The organism is Clavibacter sp. VKM Ac-2873 (assembly GCF_015351075.1).
Taxonomy (GTDB): domain Bacteria; phylum Actinomycetota; class Actinomycetes; order Actinomycetales; family Microbacteriaceae; genus Clavibacter.
The window spans coordinates 312,524-327,922 of the sequence record NZ_JADKRS010000003.1 but is presented as its reverse complement, the minus strand read 5'-3'; the positions used below and the strand labels follow the sequence as shown (position 1 = coordinate 327,922).

The 15,399-nt window shown below is 70.3% G+C and carries 20 protein-coding genes and 2 pseudogenes; 8 read left to right on the top strand and 14 right to left on the bottom strand.

All coding sequences use genetic code 11. From position 1 onward, the window contains the following. Positions 1-88 precede the first annotated feature (88 nt). Together ITJ44_RS11450 and ITJ44_RS11445 are read right to left on the bottom strand one after the other, a co-directional pair. Entirely contained in the window at positions 89-946 is an 858-nt protein-coding gene (locus ITJ44_RS11450) for a 3-hydroxyacyl-CoA dehydrogenase (protein ID WP_194635748.1), read from the bottom strand. Positions 947-1,068: 122 nt separating this feature from the next. Next, entirely contained in the window at positions 1,069-1,449 is a 381-nt protein-coding gene (locus ITJ44_RS11445; protein WP_194635610.1) for a DUF952 domain-containing protein, read from the bottom strand. Positions 1,450-1,499: 50 nt separating this feature from the next. Between ITJ44_RS11445 and ITJ44_RS11440 the strand changes: the two genes are divergently transcribed. Then, the gene (locus tag ITJ44_RS11440) at positions 1,500-2,084 is read left to right on the top strand and encodes a TetR/AcrR family transcriptional regulator (protein ID WP_194635608.1); all 585 of its coding nucleotides are present in this window, start codon (positions 1,500-1,502) and stop codon (positions 2,082-2,084) included. Between the two features lie 102 nt (positions 2,085-2,186). After that, the gene (locus ITJ44_RS11435) at positions 2,187-3,032 is read left to right on the top strand and encodes a phosphatase PAP2 family protein (RefSeq protein WP_194635606.1); all 846 of its coding nucleotides are present in this window, start codon (positions 2,187-2,189) and stop codon (positions 3,030-3,032) included. Positions 3,033-3,179: 147 nt separating this feature from the next. On the opposite strand, the gene ITJ44_RS11430 is transcribed toward ITJ44_RS11435, so the two are convergent. After that, positions 3,180-4,523, bottom strand: a complete 1,344-nt coding sequence (locus ITJ44_RS11430; protein WP_194635604.1) for a PIN-like domain-containing protein — start codon at positions 4,521-4,523, stop codon at positions 3,180-3,182. Between the two features lie 485 nt (positions 4,524-5,008). Here ITJ44_RS11430 and arfB point away from each other — a divergent pair, with 485 nt between their 5' ends. Then, complete coding sequence (gene arfB / locus ITJ44_RS11425; RefSeq protein WP_194635602.1) at positions 5,009-5,431, top strand: alternative ribosome rescue aminoacyl-tRNA hydrolase ArfB; 423 nt, start codon at positions 5,009-5,011, stop codon at positions 5,429-5,431. Positions 5,432-5,457: 26 nt separating this feature from the next. Here the strand turns inward: arfB and ITJ44_RS11420 are convergent, their stop codons facing one another. After that, entirely contained in the window at positions 5,458-6,507 is a 1,050-nt protein-coding gene (locus tag ITJ44_RS11420; RefSeq protein WP_194635600.1) for an LLM class flavin-dependent oxidoreductase, read from the bottom strand. 126 nt (positions 6,508-6,633) lie between these two features. Here ITJ44_RS11420 and ITJ44_RS11415 point away from each other — a divergent pair. Then, positions 6,634-6,975: pseudogene (locus ITJ44_RS11415) on the top strand (DUF2200 domain-containing protein). 14 nt (positions 6,976-6,989) lie between these two features. Here ITJ44_RS11415 and ITJ44_RS11410 read toward each other — a convergent pair. The 6 genes from ITJ44_RS11410 to ITJ44_RS11385 form a co-directional block, all read right to left on the bottom strand. After that, positions 6,990-7,250: a Txe/YoeB family addiction module toxin gene (locus ITJ44_RS11410; protein WP_194635598.1), complete on the bottom strand. Its 261-nt coding sequence runs from the start codon at positions 7,248-7,250 to the stop codon at positions 6,990-6,992. Beyond that, positions 7,247-7,498, bottom strand: a complete 252-nt coding sequence (locus tag ITJ44_RS11405) for a type II toxin-antitoxin system Phd/YefM family antitoxin (RefSeq protein ID WP_194635596.1) — start codon at positions 7,496-7,498, stop codon at positions 7,247-7,249. Before ITJ44_RS11405 ends, ITJ44_RS11410 begins: the two co-directional genes overlap by 4 nt. 69 nt (positions 7,499-7,567) lie before the next feature. Further along, the gene (locus tag ITJ44_RS11400) at positions 7,568-7,795 is read right to left on the bottom strand and encodes a DUF2283 domain-containing protein (protein WP_194635594.1); all 228 of its coding nucleotides are present in this window, start codon (positions 7,793-7,795) and stop codon (positions 7,568-7,570) included. Further along, positions 7,795-8,370 carry a TetR family transcriptional regulator gene (locus ITJ44_RS11395; protein ID WP_194635592.1) on the bottom strand — a complete coding sequence of 192 codons (576 nt, stop codon included), beginning with the start codon at positions 8,368-8,370 and terminating at the stop codon, positions 7,795-7,797. The genes ITJ44_RS11400 and ITJ44_RS11395 overlap by 1 nt, the downstream gene beginning before the upstream one ends. Positions 8,371-8,454: 84 nt before the next feature. After that, a complete protein-coding gene (locus ITJ44_RS11390) occupies positions 8,455-9,225 on the bottom strand; it encodes a Fic family protein (protein ID WP_194635590.1) in 771 nt (256 codons plus the stop codon). Between the two features lie 5 nt (positions 9,226-9,230). Beyond that, the gene (locus ITJ44_RS11385) at positions 9,231-9,452 is read right to left on the bottom strand and encodes an antitoxin VbhA family protein (protein ID WP_194635588.1); all 222 of its coding nucleotides are present in this window, start codon (positions 9,450-9,452) and stop codon (positions 9,231-9,233) included. Between the two features lie 168 nt (positions 9,453-9,620). On the opposite strand from ITJ44_RS11385, the gene ITJ44_RS11380 reads away from it, so the two are divergent. From ITJ44_RS11380 to ITJ44_RS11370, 3 genes and pseudogenes are all read left to right on the top strand, one after another. Continuing rightward, the gene (locus ITJ44_RS11380) at positions 9,621-10,742 is read left to right on the top strand and encodes a zinc-binding alcohol dehydrogenase family protein (RefSeq protein WP_194635586.1); all 1,122 of its coding nucleotides are present in this window, start codon (positions 9,621-9,623) and stop codon (positions 10,740-10,742) included. Between the two features lie 148 nt (positions 10,743-10,890). Next, complete coding sequence (locus ITJ44_RS11375) at positions 10,891-12,123, top strand: hypothetical protein (protein ID WP_194635583.1); 1,233 nt, start codon at positions 10,891-10,893, stop codon at positions 12,121-12,123. A gap of 30 nt (positions 12,124-12,153) precedes the next feature. Next, positions 12,154-12,734: pseudogene (locus tag ITJ44_RS11370) on the top strand (YdeI family protein). 12 nt (positions 12,735-12,746) lie between these two features. On the opposite strand, the gene ITJ44_RS11365 reads toward ITJ44_RS11370, so the two are convergent. From ITJ44_RS11365 to ITJ44_RS11350, 4 genes are all read right to left on the bottom strand, one after another. Then, on the bottom strand, positions 12,747-13,325 hold the full coding sequence (locus ITJ44_RS11365; RefSeq protein WP_194635581.1) for a GNAT family N-acetyltransferase: 579 nt from the start codon (positions 13,323-13,325) through the stop codon (positions 12,747-12,749). Positions 13,326-13,357: 32 nt separating this feature from the next. Continuing rightward, positions 13,358-13,672 carry a multidrug efflux SMR transporter gene (locus tag ITJ44_RS11360; protein ID WP_194635579.1) on the bottom strand — a complete coding sequence of 105 codons (315 nt, stop codon included), beginning with the start codon at positions 13,670-13,672 and terminating at the stop codon, positions 13,358-13,360. Beyond that, complete coding sequence (locus ITJ44_RS11355) at positions 13,672-14,073, bottom strand: multidrug efflux SMR transporter (protein WP_194635577.1); 402 nt, start codon at positions 14,071-14,073, stop codon at positions 13,672-13,674. The genes ITJ44_RS11360 and ITJ44_RS11355 overlap by 1 nt, the downstream gene beginning before the upstream one ends. Positions 14,074-14,205: 132 nt before the next feature. Next, positions 14,206-14,865, bottom strand: a complete 660-nt coding sequence (locus ITJ44_RS11350) for an HAD-IA family hydrolase (RefSeq protein WP_194635575.1) — start codon at positions 14,863-14,865, stop codon at positions 14,206-14,208. A 95-nt stretch (positions 14,866-14,960) separates the two neighbouring features. Here ITJ44_RS11350 and ITJ44_RS11345 point away from each other — a divergent pair, with 95 nt between their 5' ends. After that, positions 14,961-15,206, top strand: coding sequence for a hypothetical protein (locus tag ITJ44_RS11345; RefSeq protein WP_194635573.1), 246 nt, complete (start codon positions 14,961-14,963; stop codon positions 15,204-15,206). Positions 15,207-15,399: the final 193 nt, after the last annotated feature.

Genomic DNA, 15,399 nt, shown 5'->3' with positions numbered 1-15,399 from the left:
GCCCTCCTCGCGGGTCGGCGGCGGGGCGTCCGCGGCCGGAGACCAGCTTGGCGCATGCGCGGGGCGGGACCTGGCTGGGGCCCGGGCGTCACTGGTACGCGTAGAACCCCTCGCCCGACTCCCTGCCGAGCTTGCCCTTGTCGAGGTACTCGCTCTGGAGGTGCGCCGCCCACGCCTGCGCGCCCGGCTCGTCGCTCGCGGCGGAGACCGCGTAGGCGGTGCGGAGGCCGATGAGGTCGAAGATCTGGAACGGGCCGAGGGGCGCGCCGGTCGCGATGCGCCAGGTGGTGTCGACCGTCTTCGGATCCGCGACGCCCGTCAGCACGAGGCCCGCAGCCGCCCCCAGCAGCGGCACGAGGAGCGAGTTGAGCACGTAGCCGGGCTGCTCCTTCTTGAGCGGGATCGGGACCATGCCGATCTCCTCCGCGAACGCGACGACCCGGTCGAACACCGCGGGCGACGTGCGCTCGGTGCCCATGATCTCGGCCGTGTTCTGCACCCACACGTGATTCGCGAAGTGCAGCGCGAGGAAGCGGTCGGGGCGGCCGGTGGAGTCGGCGATGTCGCTCGGCAGGAGCGTCGACGAGTTCGTGGCGAAGACCGTGCGCTCGGGAGCGGCGTCGGCGATGCGGCGGTAGACGTCCTGCTTGAGGTCGAGGCGCTCGGGGACCGCCTCGATCACGAGGTCGGCGTCGGCGACGGAGGCGGCGAGGTCGCTCGTGAGCCGGATGCCCGCGGCGGCGGCGGTCGCGGACTCCCGCGTCTCCTCGCCGGTCTCGGACACGAACTGCGCGACGATCGCGTCGAGCCGTCCGCGCGCGGCCTCGAGCGCGGCGTCGTCCACGTCGTAGCTCGTCACGGTCTTCCCGTGGTTCGCGGCCTGGAACGCGATCTGCGCGCCGAGCACGCCCGCCCCGAGGACGGTGACCTTCGTGATGTCGGGCATGGCGGACTCCTTCGTCCTCGCGGCTGCCATCCGGCGGATCCTCGTCGCAGCGTCCCTTACAGCGAAGCACGCGGCGGGATCCGCGGCGGCCCTCCTGCGGCGAGCGGACTTCCGCGGATCGCCTACCGGCCGGTGGCGCCTCCGTCGAACCGGCGCAGGTCCGGGATCACGAGCCTGCCGTCCGCGCTCTCGATCGGGAGCACGGCCAGCACCGCGTCGCCCTCCGTGGGGAGCGCGCCGTGCACGTGCGGGAGGCCGGGGGTCTCCTCGGTGACGGCGATGCCATCCGCGGCGAGGGCGTCGGAGTCGAGGACCACCAGCACGAGCCCGTAGGCTATGTCGGCGTAGTGGTCGTCGAGCACGCGGCGGATGCCGTCGAGCGCGACGGCGTGCACGAAGCCCGCCTCCGCGAGGCTCACTCCCCGGGTGGAGATCTCGTACTCCCCCATGTTCCGCGCCGACTCCCAGTCGTCGACGATGGCGATGTGCGCGATGGCTGCCACGGCGTCCTCCTTGAATGAGACTGCACAGTATCATTCTTGTGGAGGCACGCATGGCCAAACGGGGGAGACCCACCGCCGACGAGCGCGAGGGACGGCGCGACCGCATCCTGGACGGCGCGGTCCAGGCGTTCGCCGCGCACGGGTTCGGATCGGCCGGGCTCGACGAGATCGCCGCCGCCGCGGGCGTGACCAAGCGCACGATCTACGTCGACATCGGCGACAAGGCCGCCCTGTTCGCCGCCGCGGTCGAGCGCGAGCACGATCGGCTCCGCGCGTCGGCGGCGGACGCGGGATCCCTGATCGATGTGGCGACGGAGATCGTGGTGGTCCTGCACTCCGATCGGGCGGTGGCGCTGCATCGCGCGGTCATCGCGGAGGCGCCGCGCTTCCCGGAGCTCGCCGCGCGGTTCTACGCGGCCGGGCCGGGGCACTCCATCCGGCTGCTGCAGGGCGCCATGCGCGCGGAGGGCGGCGGGATCGGGGATGCCCGGGACAGGGCGGCGGCCCTCTATTCGCTCCTGCTCGGCGAGGCGCACCGCCGTCGTCTGCTGGCCCTGGATCCGGCCCCCTCCCGGCGCGCGGCGGCGGCGCACGCAGAAGGCGCCCTCCGGCTCCTCGCATCCGCCGCAGGGTGAGGGATGTCCCGGTGGGACCGGGCACGCGCGCTCGCAGGTCGCCGCCGGTCCGCGTCGGTAGCGTGGACGTGCGGGGGTTCCGCCGATGACGAGGTGGACGACATGAGCGAGACCCCGAGGCGCAGGCCCCTCGACCCGCTGGATCCGGCCGACCGGGGCGTCGAGGGCGAGCTCCGCCGCGACCGCTACCTCGGCGCGCGCGACCTCACCCGCTGGGCGACGCCGCCCGGCCGCGCGCTGGTGCGGCTCGTGCAGCGGATCGTGCGCGCGCTCGGCCCGTACGGGGCCCTCGTGATCACGCTGCTGGTGGGCCTCGTGCTCGCGTTCGGCCTCGCCGCGATCGCCGCGCAGGTCTACGACAACGTGACCGACGCCGACGGGGTCGCCGGCCTCGACCGGCCGCTCCTCGCCTTCATGATCGGCATCCGCACGCCGTGGCTGAACGACGCGGCGACCGCCTACACGGACGTCGCGGGCGTCGTCGGCATGCCGATCATCGCGGTGGTGACGATGCTGTTCCTCGCGGTGCGCCGCCGCTCGTGGACCCCGGTCATCCTCGTGCTCGCGGCCGGCGCCGGATCCCTGCTGCTCACCATCGCGGGCAAGGACATCATCGCCCGCGCCCGTCCCGACCTCGCCGACGCGGTGCCGCCGTACGAGACGTCGCCGTCGTTCCCGAGCGGCCACACGCTGAACGCGGTCGCGATCGCCGGGATCCTCGCCTACCTGCTCCTCCTCCGCCAGCACCGTCGCGCGACGCGCGTGCTCTCGATCACGGTCGCCGTGGTCTTCGCCGTCACCATCGGCGCCACCCGCGTCTACCTCGGCCACCACTGGTTCACGGACGTGCTGGCTGCCTTCTTCCTCGGCGGCGCGTGGCTGGCGCTGGTGATCACGGCGCATCGGTTGTACCTGACGGCGCGGCGGCCCGAGGTGACACGCCGATGATATGTTCCGCCCAAGTGGAACCAAGAGAGATGTTTGCCTAGAACCTCTCCAGCCCGGCATCTTGCTATTCGTTTGGGGCGCTTATTGTGCGCACATCAACTACTCCGCGGGGTAGTCAAGGCTTGTTGAGAGACAAATAACACATGACTACCCACCCAGCTCATCTAAGGCTAGAGAGACTTCTTTTAGCTCATCCTCGAGCGACCGTAGTCGACGGAGCCACAAATCTGAAATTCTATCCTCATTGTGGTCACTCCGCCTCAGCTGCCTTTCAAGCTCGGCTCTACGTCGAACAATAATTTGCAGTTGATTTTCGAGCTCCGTGCGATGCGAGATCTGGTTCGCAAGCCGCGAGATTACTTCCGTTCGGGCATCTTCGTTATGAGTGCCAGAAAGTTTTGACATGAGCTCGTCTACCGACGAAGCAAAGCGGTCTCGCTGCATTTCCATATCCTGCTGCTCTACTTGCAACGCTGTAATTTCCGCGCGCAAGGATGCCTGTTGCTCCGGATTAAGTGAATCCCGGCGGCGTCGCTCGATGCTCTGCGTTTGAGCTTCTCGTTGTTGAATAAGTCGTTCACGCCGCTCCCGAAGTACCCGAAGCGCGCGATCGCTCGCGTTCGAAACTTCCTTAACCTCTTCAAGCGAGCCCTCGCTGACCGGGATTTTGGTTCGCACTTTAGCATGCCGCAAGAATTGCAGGGGCTCATACATGTGCAATCGATGCCCCGATGCTTTCCAGTACTCATCAGTTAATTCGATTCGAGGACCTTGCGTTTCGCCGTGTTCAATTCTCCACCAATCTTCTTTGGCATCATCTGTCACAAAGATAATTGGTTGGTTGACAAGCTTCCCCCTGTTTAATATCTCTTTCCAGAGGATCCAATCTCCGTATTGATTGCCATTGGTCTTACCCGCATCTTTGTACCCGGGCGGGACCTTTTCTTCATAACGCTTTTCACCCTCGCTCTTCAGTTCCACAAGTTGCTCAGCTGAAAATGCGCTCCCCACTCGCTCCTTATAGAGCGCGCTTATCCTCAAAAATGTCTTTTCCGGATCGCCTTCGGTCGCAAGCCACTCCTCGTGAGTGACTCGCTGCTCATCGATCTTTTTTGTGAACGCGGCGAACAGTTCGTTGAGATCTGTCGTTACCTCGCTCCGATTTAACGAGGGGTGATGCTTATACTCGTTGAGTGTTTTAAATACGGTGTTTTTTGCAGAATCGACAGAGCCCTTAACTTTAGTGAATGCTTCAGACGTTCCTCGAATTACGTCGAGACGTCGCTCTTGAAATTCAAGGCCCACCTGGTAGGGAAGCCAGAGCGTTTCCTGCAGGCTTTCGAGTACTCGCAGAAACTCATCTCTAGTCCCCGGCGTGTAGCGGAAGAAATTTAACAGCGTATTCGTGTCGAGAACTATGATCGCATTTGCCCACAGGGACTCCAGCTCTTGCTCGTCTAATGAATAGTACGCGCGAAACGTATCCCTCAAGTGTGCGCCTTTCGTTCGAGAAGAAATGGTATTGCCGAAGCTGAGCTGGACACTGTTTATAGCGCCGACTGGCTGATGATAATGGCCCACGAACGCGGATGCCTGAGCTTAAAGTGCCAATATATAGCCCTGTCGGTGCCTATGTATATAACCCAGTAGGGGGGGGTATTGTTTTCCGGCTCTTGGTCTACCGATACCCGCGACGTACATATACCTGATGCGGGTGAGCCCGTGCCATTGAAATCATTATTGCTTATGTCTGCCGTGCGTGCGTGCGTGCGTGCGTGCGTGCCGGGCTTGTGGCAGTCCGCGTCCGTAAGAAGAGGGGAGCGGTGCGCGCCTACGCCTCCCAGGGGTTTAGTGCGTGTTGTCTGGCTGGCCTAATGTGTGCTGGCTAGCGAGCGTAGGTCGAACCCTGCCCACTGATCGCTTAATTGGCTCTCGGTTTCCAGCGGCATTTAGGCGGACTATGCGACCCTTGGCGCATGGATCTCGTCGTGTCGCCGGGGCTGACCATCCCCGCCGCCGAGCTGCAGTGGCGGTTCTCGCGGTCGTCCGGGCCCGGCGGACAGCACGTCAACACGTCGGACAGCCGGGTGCAGCTCACGTGGGACGTCGCGGGATCGCTCGTGCTCACCGACCCGCAGCGGGAGCGGATCCTCGACCGGCTCGGCCGGCGCCTGGTCGCCGGGACGATCACGGTGACGGTCTCCGAGCAGCGGTCGCAGCTGCGCAACCGGGTCGCCGCGATCGACGGGCTGCGTCAGCTCGTCGCCGAGGCGCTCGCGCCCGATGCCGCCCCGCGACGACCGACCCGCCCCACGAAGGGATCCCAGAAGAGGCGCCTCGCGGCCAAGACGCAGCGCTCCGCGACGAAGCAGCAGCGCAAGCGGCCGACCGGCGACTGAGCGCGCGGCGGGCAGGCGTCAACCAATCAAGCCGACGCTCCCACCGCGACGTCGGCCCGGTCCCACCCCAAGGCCTCGCCGATCTGCTTGATCGCCGCGAGCGAGCGCAGGTTGAAGTCCACGCCGAGCTGGTTGGGGATCGTGACGAGGAGGGTGTCGGCCGCGGCGATCGCCTGGTCGGCTCCGAGCTCCTCGATGAGGCGCTCCGGGGTGCCGATGTAGGAGCGGCCGAAGCGCCACTTCTCGCCGCCGACCTCGCCCACCTGGTCGCGGCCCTCGATCTGCGAGCGGACCCCGAAGTACATCTCCGACTCGTCGTCGACGATCGGGATGATGCTGCGGCTGACGCTCACGCGCGGCTCCCACGCGTGCCCGGCGGCGGCCCAGCCGTCGCGGAACAGCTGGATCTGCTCGGCCTGGAGCACGTCGAGCGGCACGCCGGTGTCCTCGGAGAGGAGCGTCGACGACATGAGGTTCATGCCCTGCTCGGCCGCCCACTGGCCGGTCGCGCGCGTGCCGGCGCCCCACCAGATCCGTTCGCGGAGGCCCGGCGACTGCGGCGTGATGGCCACGCCGCCCGCGATCATGCCGCGCTGCGGGGCCGCGGTCGCGAGCTCCTCGCCCTCGAGCGCGCGGAGGAAGAGGCCCGTGTGGCGGCGGGCCATGTCGGCGTCGGTCTCGCCGTCGAGCGGCACGTAGCCGAAGGACTCGTAGCCGGCCTCGACCTGCTCGGGCGATCCGCGGCTGATGCCGAGCTGCACCCGGCGGTTGGCGATGAGGTCCGTCATGGCCGCCTCCTCCGCCATGTAGAGGGGGTTCTCGTAGCGCATGTCGACGACGCCGGTGCCGATCTCGATCCGGCTGGTGCGGCTCGCGATGGCGGCCAGCAGCGGGAACGGCGACGCCTGCTGCGGCGCGAAGTGGTGCACGCGGAAGTACGCGCCGTCGATGCCGATCTCCTCGGCCGCGACCGCGAGGTCGATCGACTGGAGCAGCGAGTCCTGGGCGGTGCGCACGCGGGATCCGCGCACGTCCTGCCAGTGGTTGAACGACAGGAAGCCGATCTTCGTGGCCATGGGGCGCTCCTCGGTGCTCGACGGCGACGGATCCGGGTGGATGCGTCTGCATGGAGTCGAACCGCGCCGGGGCGCTCGGCTATTCCCGGCCTCGACCCCGCGTCGGCCTCGGCCTACGCTCCGGACATGCACCGCATCTTCACGACGCCGTTCGCCGCGGTCTACCCGCTCTACGTGAAGAAGGCCGAGCGCAAGGGTCATACGTAGGCCGAGGTCGACCAGGTCATCACCTGGCTCACCGGCTTCGACGCCGCGGAGCTCCAGCGCCACCTCGACGCGGAGACCACCTTCCACGACTTCTTCGCCGCGGCCCGCATGAACCCGCTCGCCGACGAGGTCCGCGGCGTGATCTGCGGCGTCCGCATCGAGGAGATCGACGACCCGCTGATGAAGAAGGTCCGCATCCTCGACAAGCTCGTCGACGAGATCGCCCGCGGGCGGCCCATGCAGAAGGTGCTGCGGAGCTGAGGGCTGCGCCGCGATCAGTAGTGATCGCGCGCTTGCAGGATCACGATGTGCGCGTCGGTGACCAGGTAGACCAGACGATTCGCGTCGTCGATGCGCCGCGACCAGGCGCCCGAGAGGATGTGCTTGAGGGGCTCGGGCTTGCCCGGTCCCTCGAACGGGTCGCGCATGACGTCGCGGATAAGTGCGTTGATCCGCTTCAGCGTCTTCCGGTCCTGGGTCTGCCAATAGGTGTAGTCCTCCCAGCCGTCCGACTCGAAGGAGAGCTGGCGCGTCACTCCTCGATCAGCTCGTGCGTCTCGAATTCGCCTCGTCGCGCGCGCTCCAGCGATCGCAGCAGCCGCTCGGCACCCTTGGCGTTGCGGAGCAGGTAGGCCGTCTCCGTCATGGCGTCGAAGTCGTCCTTCGAGATCAGGACGGCGTTGCCGTGCTTGGAGACGACCTCCACCGGGGAGTGGTCGTCGTTGACCTGCTGGATGAGGCCGAACAGGTTCCGACGCGCGTCGGATGCGGTGATGGCGGACATGCTGGGCTCCTTGAGGTGGTACCGGAAAGCGTACCACTCGTGCTTAGGCCCAGGGGGGGTGCGCGGCAGCTAGCCGATCCGCACCGCATCCGCCAGCACCGCCGCCGGCAGCACCGCGCTCGCGCGCAGCACCTCGATGCCGAGGAGGCAGCTGTCGGCGTCGAAGTCGAGGGCGACCTCGCCGCGGTCGCCGGGCGTCAGGATCGAGTGGATCGTCGTGGCCGCCCCGCCGTCACCGACCGGCCCCGCGAGCGCGATGTACGCGGCATCCGCGACCGGGTCGTACGTAACCCGCATCACGCACCCTCCGCCATCACCCGGCGGAGCGCGTCGAGCGTCTCGCGCAGCACCTCTGCGAGGTCGGTCGTGCCGTCGCCGTCGGCGAGCCACCGGCCGATGGAGACGCCGAAGACCGTCGCGGTGGCGTGGGCCACGAGCACGGCGGTGAGCGGATCCGACCCGCGCTCCACGAAGCCCGCGCGCACGGCCTCCTGCATCGCCTGGACCTTGCGCATCTCGCGCTCCTGCAGCCCCGGGTCGTCGCCGATGATGCGCTTGCGGGCGAGCAGCGTCGCGCGCCCCTCCGCGAACTGCGAGGCGACGACCTCCGGGAAGCCGTCCTCGACGACCTGGAGCGGCGAGCGGTCGGCGGGCGCCTCGCGGATGATGCGCGTGACGAGCGCCGGCAGCTCGTCCTCCTCGGCGAAGAGCACCTCGCGCTTGTCGGCGAAGTGGCGGAAGAAGGTGCGGGTCGTCAGGCCGGCGCGGGCGGTGATCTCGGGCACGGTCGTCTCCGCGAAACCCCGCTCGTGGAACAGCTCGAGAGCGGCGGCGGCCAGGCGCTCGCGCGTGTCCGGCTGCCATCTGCTCATGCGTCGATCCTAGTGATGACATCCCGTGCCATGGCCGTACCGTGCTCAAGAGGCCGGCTCGCGGGTGGCTCGATCCGCCGCCTGTCAGGAGCCGCGACCACCGCCGCGTCCCGGTCGCGCCGAGGAGCGGCCGAGGGGATCGGCGGTCCGCGCGGTGGCCGGCCGCGCCTGCGGGATCCGCAGATCACCATCGCTCGCGGGACGTCCTGCACCCACCGGGGCGACCGTGACGATGCCGCGCAGGGTGTCACGCAGCGGGGCGAGGCGACCCGCGCGGGCCTTCGCGGAGATGGCGATGTTCTGCGCCGAGGTGAGCTGGGACCAGTCGATGCGCCGGCCCGCGTCACGCGCCACCAGGTCGAAGTAGTGGCGCTGGGTCCGCCCGTTGCCCTCTCGGAAGGGGTGCGCCTCGTTGATCTCGGAGAACCTCCGGGCGAGCAGGTCGACGAAGCGCTCGTGATCCATGCCCGGGCGCAGCATGCCGTCCTCGTGCATGCGCCGGGCGGTGCGGTCCACGGCGGACGCGGCGTGCTCCGGCGACAGGAACGGCTCCGGGGGAATGCCCTTGGAGATGTTGACAGTCCGGATCTCGCCCGCCCACGGGTAGACGTCCTGGAAGAGGCGGCGGTGGATGGCTTGGAGGTGATCGATGCCGTACGAGCCGGTGATGGGCCGGACGCGGGCCTCGATCGACCGTGCTTCCACGTGGTCGTCCTCGAAGCCCCGTAGCTCGGCCTGCGTCTCCAGCGGCTCGGCGGAGAGGGTGCGGAGCAGTCCGGTGCTCGGATCGAGGTATCCCGCCCAGCGGCCTTCGGGGCTGGTCGCCGTCTCCCAGGGGCGATCGTCCGTCGACATGCGGATCAGCGGGGTGCGGTGGTCGGGTGGAGCCGGCGCGCTCCGGCGAGCAGCTCGTCGGCGGTGATGCGGCCATCGACCCACTGCTCCTGCAGATCGCGCATGGCGTCCGTCGAGCTGCCGCCCTCCAGGGTGGTCGACGCGCGGGTCTCGTCGACGACCTGTCGGCGCCAGCTCCGCTCCGCCTCGCCGAGCGGGGCGGTCGGTTCCGAGGGCGTGGTCGTCATGGCGCTTCCTTCCGGACGGGAACACGAATCTATCGACCGGCACCCGATGGCGGGACGGCATCTCGTGACAGCCCGGCATCAACCTGATGACACGACGTGTCATCGGCGTGTATGGTGATGACACGCGATGTCATCAGGCGGAGCGCACCCCTCGATCGGAGAACCGCCGTGCCCACCGAATCCGCCGCCTGGCTCGCCTCGTCCGCCGCCGACCTGACCGTCGGCCCCGCGCCGCGGACCGCGCCCCGGGAGGGTGAGGTCGCGATCCGCGTCCGTGCCGTCGCGATCAACCCGCTCGACACCATGAAGCAGCACATGGGCGACCTCATGTACCGCTGGCTCCCGCACCCCGCCGTGCTCGGCGAGGACGTCGCGGGCGTCGTCGAGGAGGTCGGCCCCGGGGTCACGCGCTTCGCGGTGGGCGACCGGGTCGTCGCGTACGCGGTCGGCATGGAGAAGGGGCGGCGGCACGCGCCGGAGGGCGGGTTCCAGACGCGCGTCGTCGTGCGCACCGACCTCGCGGCGCCGATCCCGGACGCGCTGCCCTTCGAGGACGCCGCCGTGCTCCCGCTCGGGATCTCGACCGCCGCCTCCGCGCTGTTCGGCGCCGGCCAGCTCGGTCTGCGCACGCCCGACGCGACCACCCCGGCGACGGGCGAGACCGTGGTGGTGTGGGGCGGATCCACGAGCGTGGGGCTCAACGCGATCCAGCTCGCGGTCGCGGCCGGGTACGACGTCGTGACCACCGCCTCGCCGCGCAACCACGAGCTCGTGCGCTCCCTCGGCGCGAGCCGCGCGTTCGACTACCGGAGCCCGACGGCGGTGCAGGACATCGTGGCGGACCTCGCGGCGCGCGGTCAGGGGGTCGCGGGCGTGCTCGCCATCGGCACCGGATCCGGCGGCCCGGCCGTCGACATCGCCGCCGCCACGGGCGCGACGCGGGTCAGCATGGCGAGCCCGCCCGTCTCCTTCGACACCCTGCCGCGCGGCGGCCGGGTGGGCCTGCCGCTCGTGCGCCTCGGGATCCGCATGGGCACGGCCACCCCGGCCCTCATGATCCGCGCGCGCGTCCGCGGCATCCGGGCGAGCTTCATCTGGGGCAGCGCGCTCATGCACGACGGCGTCGGCGCGATGCTCTGGGAGCGGTTCCTGCCCGACGCGCTCGCCGAGGGCCGCTACGTCGCGGCGCCGCAGGCGGAGGTCGTCGGCACCGGGCTGGAGAGCATCCAGCCCGCGATGGACCGGCTGCGCGCGGGCGTCTCGGCGCGGAAGCTCGTGGTGGTCCTCTAGTCGCCGCGGCCACGGGCGCAGTCCGGCGTCCGGCCGGCGCGTCACCTGTGCGGTGGGCCCCCGCGCGACCGCGGCGGTCCGCTAGCTTCCTCGACGTTGCGGAGCTCCTGCGGCGTGAAGCCCCGCCCGCGGGGAGTGAGGCATCCCCATGCGGAGACCGCTGACCCTGCTCATCCTGCCCGGGCTCCTGCTCATGGCGGCCGTCACGTCCGCGGTGCCGGCCGACTCCGCGCTGGCGGCGACGGCTCCGTACACGGTGGTGCGGTCGGCGCCCGCGGGGGCGAAGGCCGTGCACGAGATCACGGCGGTGCTCATCGCCCCGGCCGGCACCAGGCGGGACTTCACCCGGGACGACGCCATCGCCACCATCCAGGACGCGTCCGCGTACTGGGCGCACGAGTCGAACGGCTTCGTGCAGTTCCACACCGCGTCGGTGACCGACTGGATCCAGCCGAGCGACCCGAGCATCGTCTGCACCGACCCCGACGCGGTCGTCACCTTCGCCCGGGCGCAGACCGGCTGGACGCCGGGCCCCGACAAGGACCTCGTCGCCTTCACCCCCGGCGGGATGCAGTGCGGCGACTTCTCCTCCGGCGACCAGGGGGACGGCATCGACTCCGGGGGCACGGCCTACATCACGGACATCACGCCGGCGGCCCTGACCCACGAGCTCGGGCACAACCTCTCCCTGCACCACGCCTCCGGCATCCGGTGCACCACCGGCTGGGACTTCGACGCCTCGAACGGGCTGCCCTCCTCCTGCTCGCGCGACGAGTACGGGAACACCACGGACCTGATGGGCTCCTCGTACTCCTACTACCCGGCGTCGGGGCCCTCGCTCGACCGGATCGGCCTGATCTCGCGTCGCGCCGTCCCCACGTGCGGCGCCACGCGGCGCATCCCCATCCAGACCATGAGCGCGGGCTTCGACGCGCTGCGCATCATCTCCTGGACGGACCCGAAGCGCCCGTCGGTCCGGTACTACGTGCAGTACGCCGACGTGGTCGACCAGTCCGCGTACGACCCGCTGTGGATCTCCGGCTTCAAGGTCCAGCGGCCGTCCGGCGTGCAGATCCTGCGCACCGACCCGACCGTGCCGGACTCGGGGACGATCCTCATCCGCCCCGGCGACACGAGCGTCGGCGACGAGCTCGTGCAGCCCGGCGAGAAGGTGTCGCTCGCCGACGGCATGTCCGTCTCCGTGGCCGGGATGGACGAGACCGCGCACACCGCCACCATCGACGTCACGGTGCCCTGCGGCTCGGGCCGGGCGCAGACGGCCTCGGCCGCGCCCTCCGCCTTCGGCGACATGGGTCCGATGGCGGGTGACGGCGCGATGCAGATGACCGCGGACGGGATGATGGAGATGCCGACGCGGTAGGTGTCGGGGTCCGTCCGTAGCATCGGACCCATGCCCGCCGCCGCGCACGAGGTCCTGACCGTCCCCGACCGGGCCGCCTGGCGCGCCTGGCTCGACGCGCACGAGGAGGCGTCCGACGGCGTATGGCTCGTGCTCGCGAAGAAGGGCACCACGGATCCGACCTCGCTCACCTACGCCGAGGCCCTCGACGAGGCGCTGTGCAGCGGATGGATCGACGGGCAGACCGCGAGCATCGACGACAGGATCTTCCGGCGCCGGTTCACGCCCGGCGGAAGGCGTCGCTGTGGTCGGAGCGCAACATCGGCCTGGTGGCGACGCTCACCGCGGAGGGCCGGATGCGGCCGGCCGGGATCCGCGAGGTGGAGCGCGCGCAGGCCGACGGCCGGTGGGAGCGCGCCTACGCGGGCCAGGCGTCGGCGGCCGAGCCCGCCGACCTGCTGGCCGCGCTCGCCGCATCGCCCGCCGCAGCCGCCACCTTCGCGACGCTGTCCGCGGTCAACCGCTACGCCGTGATCCACCGGGTGTCGACCGCGCCGAACGCGACCGTCCGCGCGAACCGGCTCGCGAAGCTCGTCGCGATGCTCGAGCGCGGGGAGACGCCGCACCCGTAGTAGTGCGGGCCGTCAGCGAGCGAACCAGTCCTTCGCCAGCACCGACATGACCACCTCGTCGTGGAACGTCCCGTCGTGGAAGACCGTCTCGCGGAGCACGCCCTCCTCGACGAAGCCGACCTTCCGGTAGGTCGCGCGGGCGCGGGCGTTGTACGCGAAGACGTGCAGCTCGATCCGGTTCAGGCCCATCTCCCGGAAGCCGTAGTCGACGAGCGTGCGGACGGCGTCGGTGCCGTAGCCGGAGCCCGTGTGCTCGGATCCGATCATCACCGTGAGAGTGGCCGCGCGCGTCAGGAGCTTCGCGCCGAAGAGCGTCACGTGGCCGACGAGTCGGCCGGAGATCCGGTCGGTGACGCAGAAGCCCACCGCGCCGGCGGGCTCGTTGTCGCTCCACTTCCGGAACATCTCGGCGACGTCGCCCTCGGGCCGAGGCCGCACCGTGAGCTGCTGCACGACCGCCCACTCCGGGTCGCGCCACCAGCGCACGAGGTCGGGCAGGTCGGCGTCCTCGAGCGCACGCAGCCGGATCCGCTCGCCCTGCAGGATCCCCGCGCCGTACCGCTGCGGGTCGCCCGCGTCCGTCCATGTCATGCGGACATGGTGCCAGAGCCGGTCGCGCGGAGTCAGTGCCCGAGCTCGATGAGCAGCACGCCGCCGATGATGAGCGCGATGCCCGCCAGCATCGTGCGCGTCAGCGGGTCGCGGAAGATTACGCGGCCGAGGATCGCCGTGAGGGCCACGCCGGTCGCCGCCCAGATGCCGTACGCGACGCCGATCGGCAGGCCGAGCGAGAGCGCGCCCGCGAGCATCGAGAACGCCGTGACGTAGCCGACCGCGACCACCGCGTACCAGCGCTTCCGGCCGTCGGTCGCGAGCTTGAGGGAGATGGTCGCGACGACCTCGGTGACGATGGCGATCGCGAGCAGCAGCCCGGCCATCAGCGGGCCTCGCCGGTCGGGGCGGCGCGGGTGGGTGCTGCGGCGGCGGATGCGGCAGATGCGGCGGCCGCGCGGGCCGCGTGCGCGCGCTGCGAGCCGAGCTCGACCAGCAGCACGCCCGCGACGATGAGCACGAGGCCGAGGACCATGGGCCCGGTGAGCGGCTGCCCGAACAGCACCGTGGCGCCGACCGCCGTGAGCGCGACGCCGGCCGCTCCCCAGATCCCGTAGGCGACGCCGACGGCCATGCCCGCCTTCAGCACCCGGGTGAGGAAGCCGAACGCGACCAGGTATCCGACGACCACGAGCGCGTACCAGCCGGGCGCGTCGACGGCGGCCTGCAGGGCGAGGGAGGCGGTGACCTCGGAGGCGATGGCGCCGCCGAGGAGGAGCCACCTCATGAGGGGGCTCCGGGGCGGCGGATGCGGGACGTCGAGGTCATGGGAAGACCGTATCGCGGGATTCGGCCACGTGGCCCAATCGCATCTCCCGCGTAGGCGCCTCCCGGCGGATCCGCAGGGGCACGGCCGGCGTCAGGCGCCGGGGAGGGTGAGCGTGACGACGCCGTCGCGCACCTCGACCGTCGTGCCGCGGTGGTCGCGGACGCGGGGGAGGCCGACGGTGGCGTCGCTCTCGTGGTCGCCCACGACGACGACGCGCATGCCGGCGGCGAGGCCCGCGCGGATCCCGGCCTCGGCGTCCTCGTAGACGATCGCGTCCGCAGGATCCACGCCCAGGCGCGATGCCGCGAGCAGGTACCCGGACGGGTCGGGCTTGCCGGCCGCCACGTCCTCGGCGGTGACGAGCAGGTCGGGCACCCGGACGCCGGCGCCGGTGAGGCGGGCGCGCGCGAGCTCGCGGCCGGCGCTCGTGACGAGGGCGTGGGATCCGGCGGGCAGCGCCGCGACGAGGTCGCGGGCACCGGGGATCTCGACCGTCGCGGGGCTGCCGTCGAGCTCGAGCCGGTCGAGCTCGGCGAGGAGCGTGGGAACGTCCGTGTCGGCGGGTGCGAACCGGGCGATGCTGTCGACGGCGCGCACGCCGTGGATCCGTCGCAGGAGGTCGGCAGGGTCGTGGCCGAAGCGGTGCGCGAGCATCGTCCAGATCCCCTCGACGAGCGCGGTCGAGTCGACGAGCGTCCCGTCCATGTCGAGGAGGAGCGCGCGGGCGGTGAGCGTGACGGGTGCGGTCATGCGTCCATCCTCCCGGACGCGTGGCAGCCGGGCGATGCCGCGTCGGCCACGATGGAGGGGACGCCGCGCTCCGACGCGGGACGAGCGGAGGCGGGATGGGCGCGGGCGACACGGATGAGGTCGAGGGCGGGAAGGTGCGCACGCTCGCGGGCTTCGGGGCGTTCACGCTGATGCTGGGCCTGCTGATCGTGGGGCTCGTGCCGGACCTGTCGACCGAGGGCGGGTTCCGGTGGGAGGCGCCGGCTTGGCTGTACGCCGGCATCCTCGTGCTGTTCGGCCTCGCGGGGCTCGGGTGGGCGACGGTGCGCGCGATGCGGTCGCGGAGGCGGGCCCGTGCCTGATCTGCTGGCGAAGGCTCTGCAGCTCGTGACCATCGTCTGCATCATCGGCGTGGGGGGTGGGCTTCTTCCGCACGCTGAATCACATGTCTCGGACGAACGAGCCGGCGCCGAGGTCGGTGTACCTCGCCCCCCTGCCCTTCGCCGTGGTCGGCCTGCTGGCCGTCGTCGTCGGCATCCTGCTCGATTGAGCTGA

Bases quoted from the DNA above. Each gene is read 5' to 3' on its own strand.
- ITJ44_RS11450 (WP_194635748.1), bottom strand. From the start codon at position 946: ATGCCCGACATCACGAAGGTCACCGTCCTCGGGGCGGGCGTGCTCGGC.
- ITJ44_RS11440 (WP_194635608.1), top strand. From the start codon at position 1,500: ATGGCCAAACGGGGGAGACCCACCGCCGACGAGCGCGAGGGACGGCGC.
- ITJ44_RS11435 (WP_194635606.1), top strand. From the start codon at position 2,187: ATGAGCGAGACCCCGAGGCGCAGGCCCCTCGACCCGCTGGATCCGGCC.
- arfB (WP_194635602.1), top strand. From the start codon at position 5,009: ATGGATCTCGTCGTGTCGCCGGGGCTGACCATCCCCGCCGCCGAGCTG.
- ITJ44_RS11420 (WP_194635600.1), bottom strand. From the start codon at position 6,507: ATGGCCACGAAGATCGGCTTCCTGTCGTTCAACCACTGGCAGGACGTG.
- ITJ44_RS11405 (WP_194635596.1), bottom strand. From the start codon at position 7,498: ATGTCCGCCATCACCGCATCCGACGCGCGTCGGAACCTGTTCGGCCTC.
- ITJ44_RS11400 (WP_194635594.1), bottom strand. From the start codon at position 7,795: ATGCGGGTTACGTACGACCCGGTCGCGGATGCCGCGTACATCGCGCTC.
- ITJ44_RS11395 (WP_194635592.1), bottom strand. From the start codon at position 8,370: ATGAGCAGATGGCAGCCGGACACGCGCGAGCGCCTGGCCGCCGCCGCT.
- ITJ44_RS11390 (WP_194635590.1), bottom strand. From the start codon at position 9,225: ATGTCGACGGACGATCGCCCCTGGGAGACGGCGACCAGCCCCGAAGGC.
- ITJ44_RS11385 (WP_194635588.1), bottom strand. From the start codon at position 9,452: ATGACGACCACGCCCTCGGAACCGACCGCCCCGCTCGGCGAGGCGGAG.
- ITJ44_RS11375 (WP_194635583.1), top strand. From the start codon at position 10,891: ATGCGGAGACCGCTGACCCTGCTCATCCTGCCCGGGCTCCTGCTCATG.
- ITJ44_RS11365 (WP_194635581.1), bottom strand. From the start codon at position 13,325: ATGACATGGACGGACGCGGGCGACCCGCAGCGGTACGGCGCGGGGATC.
- ITJ44_RS11360 (WP_194635579.1), bottom strand. From the start codon at position 13,672: ATGGCCGGGCTGCTGCTCGCGATCGCCATCGTCACCGAGGTCGTCGCG.
- ITJ44_RS11355 (WP_194635577.1), bottom strand. From the start codon at position 14,073: ATGAGGTGGCTCCTCCTCGGCGGCGCCATCGCCTCCGAGGTCACCGCC.
- ITJ44_RS11350 (WP_194635575.1), bottom strand. From the start codon at position 14,865: ATGACCGCACCCGTCACGCTCACCGCCCGCGCGCTCCTCCTCGACATG.
- ITJ44_RS11345 (WP_194635573.1), top strand. From the start codon at position 14,961: ATGGGCGCGGGCGACACGGATGAGGTCGAGGGCGGGAAGGTGCGCACG.